The 5,865-nt window shown below is 46.1% G+C and carries 6 protein-coding genes and 1 pseudogene; 5 read left to right on the top strand and 2 right to left on the bottom strand.

Annotated elements, in window-relative coordinates; all coding sequences use genetic code 11:
* Nucleotides 1-204, top strand: a pseudogene (locus V6C93_RS02955) (hypothetical protein); the annotation flags it as partial.
* Between the two features lie 67 nt (nt 205-271).
* On the opposite strand, the gene V6C93_RS02950 reads toward V6C93_RS02955, so the two are convergent.
* A complete protein-coding gene (locus V6C93_RS02950) occupies nt 272-892 on the bottom strand; it encodes a Uma2 family endonuclease (protein ID WP_333475154.1) in 621 nt (206 codons plus the stop codon).
* Between the two features lie 45 nt (nt 893-937).
* Between V6C93_RS02950 and V6C93_RS02945 the strand changes: the two genes are divergently transcribed.
* Nucleotides 938-1,552, top strand: a complete 615-nt coding sequence (locus V6C93_RS02945; RefSeq protein ID WP_333475153.1) for a DEAD/DEAH box helicase family protein — start codon at nt 938-940, stop codon at nt 1,550-1,552.
* Nucleotides 1,553-1,588: 36 nt separating this feature from the next.
* On the opposite strand, the gene V6C93_RS02940 is transcribed toward V6C93_RS02945, so the two are convergent.
* Nucleotides 1,589-2,191 (bottom strand): PspC domain-containing protein, encoded by a 603-nt coding sequence (locus V6C93_RS02940; RefSeq protein WP_333475152.1) that lies wholly within the window; start codon nt 2,189-2,191, stop codon nt 1,589-1,591.
* Nucleotides 2,192-2,309: 118 nt separating this feature from the next.
* On the opposite strand from V6C93_RS02940, the gene cas3 reads away from it, so the two are divergent.
* The 3 genes from cas3 to V6C93_RS02925 all read left to right on the top strand — a co-directional run bounded on the left by cas3 (nt 2,310) and on the right by V6C93_RS02925 (nt 5,664).
* On the top strand, nt 2,310-4,376 hold the full coding sequence (gene cas3, locus V6C93_RS02935) for a CRISPR-associated helicase Cas3' (protein ID WP_333475151.1): 2,067 nt from the start codon (nt 2,310-2,312) through the stop codon (nt 4,374-4,376).
* 251 nt (nt 4,377-4,627) lie between these two features.
* Complete coding sequence (locus V6C93_RS02930; protein ID WP_333475150.1) at nt 4,628-5,167, top strand: retropepsin-like aspartic protease; 540 nt, start codon at nt 4,628-4,630, stop codon at nt 5,165-5,167.
* A 26-nt stretch (nt 5,168-5,193) separates the two neighbouring features.
* Nucleotides 5,194-5,664 (top strand): hypothetical protein, encoded by a 471-nt coding sequence (locus V6C93_RS02925; protein WP_333475149.1) that lies wholly within the window; start codon nt 5,194-5,196, stop codon nt 5,662-5,664.
* The last annotated feature ends 201 nt before the right edge of the window (nt 5,665-5,865 follow it).

The raw sequence follows: 5,865 nt of genomic DNA, 5'->3' as shown, positions 1-5,865 counted from the left end.
CAACGGCTGAATGAAAACCCACAAATGACAGTTTTCGGGATTGTTTCTAACGGCGATCGCTGGCAATTTGGCAAGCTGTCAGCTGATATCTTTACCAGAAATATTATCCTTTACAGCATTCAGGAGCTAGATAAACTCTTTGCCGCTGTTAACTATATTTTCCGTCAGTGTGAATTACAACTCGATGAGAAGGTAGCCGCTTAATTTTAAATCTTGAGAACATAGATATTACCCAAAGTCCCCCTTGTCCCCCTTGTCCTCAAGAGTCTCCCTATCCCCTCGCCCACTCTCTCACAGCTCTGCGGATAGCTCGTCTCCCTTGAGGACGGTATTCTTCAATGAGTGCAGGCAGTTCTTGCACGGGAAGTGTAGGAAACACCGAGCTGGTTTCTACTTCTGTGTATTCCTCATTCTGTAACTGGTAAATTTTCAGTTCGCCAGAGTCATAGCACCAAATTTCGGGTACACCTAAACGAGCGTAGATGGAAAAGCGACTTAGAGACTTGCTCGTTACATCAATTTCTAGCGCTAAGTCTGGAGGGGGGTCTTGACTTAAATCAAATTCTAACTTGCCCCTAATTCTTGGCTCATTTTGGAAATAAAAACAGTTATCCGGTTCTACCCCAGCTTTCTTGATTTCCCGCTTCCAAGTGGTTGACCCTAAACTTTCATAGTCTTGGTCTAAAACTTCTGCAATTTCCTTGATAGAATCCCCAATCACTTCTTTGTAATATTCGTGTTCGGGTAAAGGGGTCATAATCTCTAACGTTCCATCATCATAGGCAACTCTAGCCGCACGACTTTCGCCTAAATCTTCTAATAAATTTTCAAATTGTTGCCAACTAATGTTATGTAAAACAACTCGGTCAGCGCGACGTTGAGTTAGTGTCATAACCCCTCCTTTCATAGTCGGACAGGTAACTTTTTCATTGTATCTATGACCATTGACCAATACTTTCAAACCCTAACCGGATTCCCCCCACGCCAATTCCAGCAAGAAGCGATCGCGCACCTCCTCAACCGCCAAGATGTCCTCCTCCGCGCACCCACTGGGTCAGGCAAAACCGAAACTGCGATCGCACCCTTCCTGTTCGCCAAAACCCTACAGTGCGACTTCCCCAACAAGCTGATTTACGTCGTCCCTTTGAGAACCCTTGCCAACAGCTTACGCCAGCGGGCAGAAACCTTAGCGAGAACCTGGGAAACCTTCACTCCTCCCTCTCGCCCTCTGGTGGTGACGCTGCAAACGGGAGAGAACCCAGAAGACCCCAGATTTGAAGGTGATATCGTATTCTGCACCATCGACCAGATGTTAAGCAGCTTTCTCAATATCCCCTACTCAGTAGGACGGGGTTCTGCCAACGTCAACGCTGGGGCAATTTTTGCCTCCTATCTGGTCTTTGACGAACTGCACTTACTCGACCCAGACCGTTCCTTTGCTACCGTCCTCAAAGTTTTGGAACAAGTCAAGGGCATTTCACCATTTTTATTAATGACGGCGACGTTAACTGATGAACTCGCCGCCCAGATTAAACAGGTCATTGATAGATGATATCAAGCTCATTCGCCAAGTCATGATTTGCACTAACTAGGTGGACTCGGCGGATGGTTCTAGTGGGAACGCCAACCACAACCAAAGGTACAACAGCAGCCCAATTCCACTTATAGCGATGCTTAAAACGACTATGGCAATCCGTACACCTAGAAGTGACAATCCCCATCGCTGCGCTATAGCTGCACATACTCCTGCAATTACCTTGCGACGACGGCTGCGGTAGAAAGTGGCGGTTGGTCTTTCTGATGTGTTTACCCCTGTTCGCAACCTGTTAGCTTTTAGGATTAAGGAAGTGAGAAGTCCGATCACACCCAAAACCCCGGATGGGATAGTTAAAAATGCACCCCAATGGGCAAAGGCCATCCAGGTAATCACATCCCCAAGCCAGGGGGTTCCAGGACACTTATAGATAATGATACCCATGCCACCGGCTTCACAGCCGAAGCGTTCAGCCAAACCCATACCCCCCACAGTTAGTAAGATTGGGGAAATCGCGTAGAAGACACAAACGCCCAGCAAGACTAATTGCCAAGGAATCGAAAGAGAACGCCGAACTGCGATCGCACTAAGCGCTGGCCCAAAAAATAACAGCGCCACAAGCAAAGCCGGGTAAAAAATTCCAACGAAGTCAGCCATTTAAGAATTACTAATTTCTAATTCAGAAGGGTTTTAAGATTAATAGTCACTTCATTTGAAAAGCGTTCATCTGACTTTTACTTAAGAGCAGAGATAGTAATCAACAATTAACAAAAATATGGAAATTATTCGAGTAGAAGATACCGATTTACGAGACATTGAAGGAAACCGTTGTCGGACGTTTCGAGCGATATCTGAACCTCTAACTGCTGAAACTCTTTTCAATGATATCAAAAACCATCAACGTCAGCGAGTTATTATTATCTGCAATACCGTCTCTCAATCTCAGGGATTGTTCAGAGATTTAGACGAACTCAATCAAGATGAAGAGTTAACGATTACCCTGCTTCACTCCCGATTTCTACCTGAAGATAGAGCTAAAAAAGAGGCTTATCTGAAAGAAACGTTTGCTCAAAACTGGCGGCAGCATGAAGATAAGACCTGTCACGTTTTGATTTCTACTCAGGTAATTGAAGCGGGGCTGAATATTACCTGTGAAGTGATGCACACTCATTTATGCCCGATGAATTCCCTGCTGCAACGGGCGGGACGCTGTGCTAGATTTCGCGAAGAACGAGGAGAAATTTACGTCTATCGGTCGTTTCAGGTTAATCTAGCAAACGCTGAATTGGCTAAAGCAGATTTAGAGGCCGAACCCGAAACACCGACCCAAAAGAAACAAAATTTCTTGCCCTATACGAATGAGATTTGTGAATCAACTTGGGCAGTTTTACAAGAGCATACGGCATCCGAGCGAGTTGATGAAAATGTTGGGTTTCGCGTCGAAGAGCAGTGGATTAACACGGTTCACACTCCTGAAACCCTGCTGCAACAAGAGCGTAGGGCAAATAATCAGATGAATTTTGAGCAGCAGTTTAATGCGGCTTTTTGGAGAGGAGACGAATCGACAGCTAATGAGTTAATTCGGTTTGTGGATACGCGGAGTGTGTTTGTCTGGTCAGAACCTATCTTTTTTGATGATGAGCCAATTGACCCCAAGCAACTGTTAGCGTTCTCGGTGCCAATTTCTACTCTATGTAAAATCTGGCAAGATGTCAAAAATTTAGGGTATGAAATCGACTGGATGTTTAAGCGAATTGAAAACCCGAAAGATAGATACACAGAAACTTACAGTCAACCTGTTTGTATTCCAATTACTTCTCGCGAATCTCTGGTTACCAGTGTCAGGATTTTAGTCAATCCTCGCTATGTCTATTACGATGACCAAATCGGTTTATTAATTGGCCCAGATGTTTTTAGCAATCGCTTTTCCTCACCTGATAAGCCAAAGCGAAAAATAGAGAGCGAGTACCGTTATCGGATGGATACTTATGTGGGACATTTGGTTTTGATGTGGAAGTGCTGGCGCGAGGCGTTTCCCACAACCCTGAAGCGAAACGGTGAAGCAGTGGAGACTCAAATCAGCAGCGTGAGGGATGAACTTTTGCAGGCGGGTGGGAGGTTTATCCGAACTAAAATTTTTCCCAATGCAACTGAAAATGAGGCAGAGGCTCTATTTGAATATTTGGTCTTTTTCGCTGTTTTGACTCACGATTTGGGTAAGCTTCAGGTGAAGTGGCAAGAGGTGATGCGGGGATGGCAGGCGATCGCACATTCCTCATTTAACGGCAAAAATCCCCGTTCGCACCTGCTGGCACACACAGACTACAACCCGGAAGACAAAGCACAACGAGATAGACTCAAGGCATACGAAAAGAAACACAAGCGTCCCAACCATGCGGTAGAGAGTGCGTTTCTGTCGCGGGAGATTCTTTTAGCCTCCCTGTTACCTTTACTGCGCGACGACTTTAATGCAGACTCCGAACAGATTCGCTGCATTCTGCATACTGTAATTATGGCGGCGGGGCGTCACCATTCGGCTTGGGCGGCTGGATGGAAAATGGGGGATGTGGCGAAGGTGGGGAAGATTTTATTGCATTCAGGGGCGAAGAATGCGATCGCATCGAGTTGGCGCAGTATGGCTCGGTTTTTGCCTGAGACTTTACATCTACAATCTGCCAATCTGAGTAAGGAACTCTATCCTGTCACTAAAGAGTTTGATTTGAATCGGTTTGATACGTCTCAAGTTGAGTATCTGCAATTATACTTACTTGTAGTTAGAGCATTGCGACTATGCGATCAGCGATCGGTTCAATTACATCCAGCAACAAGAACCGTCATTTGATTAGATAACCCAACCGCGCCAACTACGAGTACCGCGAAGCCTAGTGGCTAGTAAGCGGGACAAGAGCAGCAAATTAGCTCCGGCGTAGCCGTGATTGAAACCAGCCTTCGTTGTGTCGAAATAATTTTCAGTAGCCAATTTGCTAGCGTGAGTTTAGGGCAAGACATAAGCACCGGGACGCCTCTGGTTATCGCCGTAAGGCGAACTAACGGGGTGCGGTGCCAATCGTGCAATTGACAGATGGCAGCAAGATGAAAAGATTTATAACCGTGCTGGGTTCTATTACTGGGTTGTTTTTTCTGGCTGGATTGGTTTATTTGCCCAGTTCAGCGCAAGCTACGGACGAGACGTGCTTCATGGTCAATCCTAATGGCACCACCATAAACTTAGGTCGTCTGTGCGGCAACACGCAACCCCCCAAAGGGGTGTTTACTGCCCCTATCAAGCGCCGACGCGGTGGCACACCCGTGATTGATGTTACGTTTAACGGCACAAAGACGTTTGAAATGATTGTAGACACAGGGGCTAGTGCCACGCTGATTACCCGCTCTATGGCAGCCGCCTTGGGAGTGGTGCCAGTGAACACGATCAAGGTGGATACAGCCAGTTCAGCAGGGGTAAAATTTCCTGTTGGCTACGTCCAATCGATTGCAGTGGATGGTGCCGTTGCTAACCAAGTGCTGGTAGCGATTGCTCTGAGCGACGGGGACATTGGGCTGTTAGGGCATGACTTCTTTGGAAATTACGATGTTACGCTTAAACAGAATGTCGTAGAGTTCCGCCCTCGCTGATGTTATCAGGTAACAACAGTGTTTTTATGACTAGCATCACCCAAAAGCTCGCCGTCGCTACCGCTTTTTCTGTTTTCGGCTTAGTTGCCCTCTGTTCTAATGAAGCTAAAGCTGCTACTGTTACCTACGACTTCACAGCCGTGATCACTCGTGATGTTACTAATGGCTCTTTGTTAGGAAAAAAGTTTAAGGGTTTTTTCAGCTACGATGACTCTGCCCTAAGGAAAGTAGGGCAAGAGAGCTTGGGAGGGGCTGCTGGAAAAACCAATAAAGTGAAGGTGAGTTTTAGTTTTTTGGGTGCTACCTATACGGAAGCTTTTCAGAAGGGAGATTACCCTGTAGTAGAGATAAAATTCGTTGATGGTCGTGTAGAGTCTTTTAAGTATTTTTTCTGGGATAAAAAGGGAAAAGCATGGTTTTTATTAGGTGGCAATTCTAACACTTCTGTTGCCCCAGGTCCCGGTGTGGGTCAGGTATCATACACCTTGCGCCTCTAGGGCTGGAGAGAACCATATCCTACTTGGTGTGGGTCGAGGGCGAAAAGTAGCAACTTGACATCCTCACCTGGCTGAAAGCACGACGGATTCCCTATACATCAACCGTTTTTTGACAACATTAAAAGCACAGCAGAATTGCTTAATTGTTCTAGTGTCAATGTCTTATCATCCGAACGAATCTCAATTTCATCAGGTCGAATG

It is taken from the genome of Allocoleopsis sp. (genome assembly GCF_036703385.1).
In the GTDB taxonomy this organism is placed as follows: Bacteria; Cyanobacteriota; Cyanobacteriia; order Cyanobacteriales; family Coleofasciculaceae; genus Allocoleopsis.
The sequence above is the reverse complement of the archived record's forward strand: the minus strand, read 5'-3'. Positions and strand labels throughout refer to the sequence as shown.

What these genes read in the sequence shown, in the direction of transcription:
- V6C93_RS02945 (WP_333475153.1), top strand. Translation starts at nt 938, where the DNA reads ATGACCATTGACCAATACTTTCAAACCCTAACCGGATTCCCCCCACGC.
- V6C93_RS02925 (WP_333475149.1), top strand. Translation starts at nt 5,194, where the DNA reads ATGACTAGCATCACCCAAAAGCTCGCCGTCGCTACCGCTTTTTCTGTT.
- V6C93_RS02950 (WP_333475154.1), bottom strand. Translation starts at nt 892, where the DNA reads ATGACACTAACTCAACGTCGCGCTGACCGAGTTGTTTTACATAACATT.
- cas3 (WP_333475151.1), top strand. Translation starts at nt 2,310, where the DNA reads ATGGAAATTATTCGAGTAGAAGATACCGATTTACGAGACATTGAAGGA.
- V6C93_RS02930 (WP_333475150.1), top strand. Translation starts at nt 4,628, where the DNA reads ATGAAAAGATTTATAACCGTGCTGGGTTCTATTACTGGGTTGTTTTTT.
- V6C93_RS02940 (WP_333475152.1), bottom strand. Translation starts at nt 2,191, where the DNA reads ATGGCTGACTTCGTTGGAATTTTTTACCCGGCTTTGCTTGTGGCGCTG.